This window comes from Streptomyces sp. NPDC031274, assembly GCF_055570235.1.
In genome coordinates, this window is the sequence record NZ_JBVIHP010000253.1 from 1 (window position 1) to 1353 (window position 1353).

General features: G+C 71.0%; 1 protein-coding gene. It reads left to right on the forward strand.

Annotation, left to right across the window (positions count from 1 at the left end; all coding sequences use genetic code 11):
* The coding region (locus tag ACZ5CR_RS45435) for a molybdopterin-dependent oxidoreductase (RefSeq protein ID WP_468869615.1) at positions 1–1353 on the forward strand (1353 nt) is incomplete at both ends.

A 1353-nucleotide genomic window follows, 5' to 3' on the forward strand; every position in this document is an offset into this window, starting at 1 on the left:
TGGTTCCACTCCGAGACCATCTACCGCGCCTTCCTGGCCCTGCTCACCCTCACCGGCTGCCAGGGCCGCAACGGCGGCGGCTGGGGCCATTACGTCGGCCAGGAGAAGTGCCGCCCGGTCACCGGATGGGCCACTCTGGCCAGCGGCGCCGACTGGGCCCGGCCGCCCCGCCACATGATCGGTGCGGGCTGGTTCTATCTGCACACCGACCAGTGGCGCTACGACACCCTGCCCGCCGAATCCCTCGCATCCCCGCTGGCCGACGGGCACTTCGAGGGCATGAGCGGCGCCGACTGCCTGGCCGCTTCCGCCCGCATGGGCTGGATGCCCTCGTACCCCACCTTCGACCGCAACCCTCTGGAGCTCGGCGAGGCGGACGACCCGGTGCGGCACACGGTCGAAGAACTCAAGGCGGGGCGCCTGAAGTTCGCGGGCGAGGACCCCGACGCGCCGGGCAACTGGCCGCGCGTGCTGACCGTGTGGCGGGCCAATCTCCTTGGCTCCAGCTCCAAGGGCAACGAGTACTTCCTCAAGCATCTGCTCGGCACCCACTCCAATCTCCCCGACGACGGCCCTCGTTGCGCGCCGCGCGACGTCGCCTGGCACCAGCAGGACGTCGAGGGCAAGCTCGACCTGCTGCTCGCCATGGACTTCCGCATGACGTCCACGACGCTGCTCGCCGACGTCGTGTTCCCGGCCGCCACCTGGTACGAGAAGCACGACCTGTCCTCCACGGACATGCACCCCTTCCTGCACGCCTTCACCCCGGCCGTCGACCCGCCCTGGCAGGCCCGCTCCGATTTCGACGCCTTCCTGACGCTCGCCCGCAGGTTCAGCGAGCTGGCCGCCGAGCACCTCGGCGTGCGCAAGGACGTGGTGGCGACAGCCCTTCAACACGACACTCCCGGCGGGGAGATGGCGCAGCCCGGCGGGGTCGCGCTCGACTGGTCGAAGGGCGAGTGCGAGCCGGTGCCGGGGCGCACCATGTACAACCTGGCGGTCGTGGAGCGCGACTACGGCGCCGTCGGCGAGAAGTTCGCCGCGCTCGGCCCGCTCGTGGACACCCTCGGCGTCACCACCAAGGCCATCACCTTCGACGTGGGCGAGGAGGTCGGCTACCTCGGCGAGAAGAACGGCACGGTACGGGGCGGGGTCGCCGACGGGCGTCCCCGTCTCGACACCGCACAGCGCGCCTGCGAGGCGATCCTCTCGCTCTCCGGGACCTCCAACGGCCGCCTCGCCACCCAGGGTTTCGAGACCCTGGAGAAGAAGGTCGGCACGGACATGGCCCATCTGGCCGCGGAGGCCGAGGGCAAGCGGGTCACCTTCGCCGACACCCAGGCCCGCCCCGTG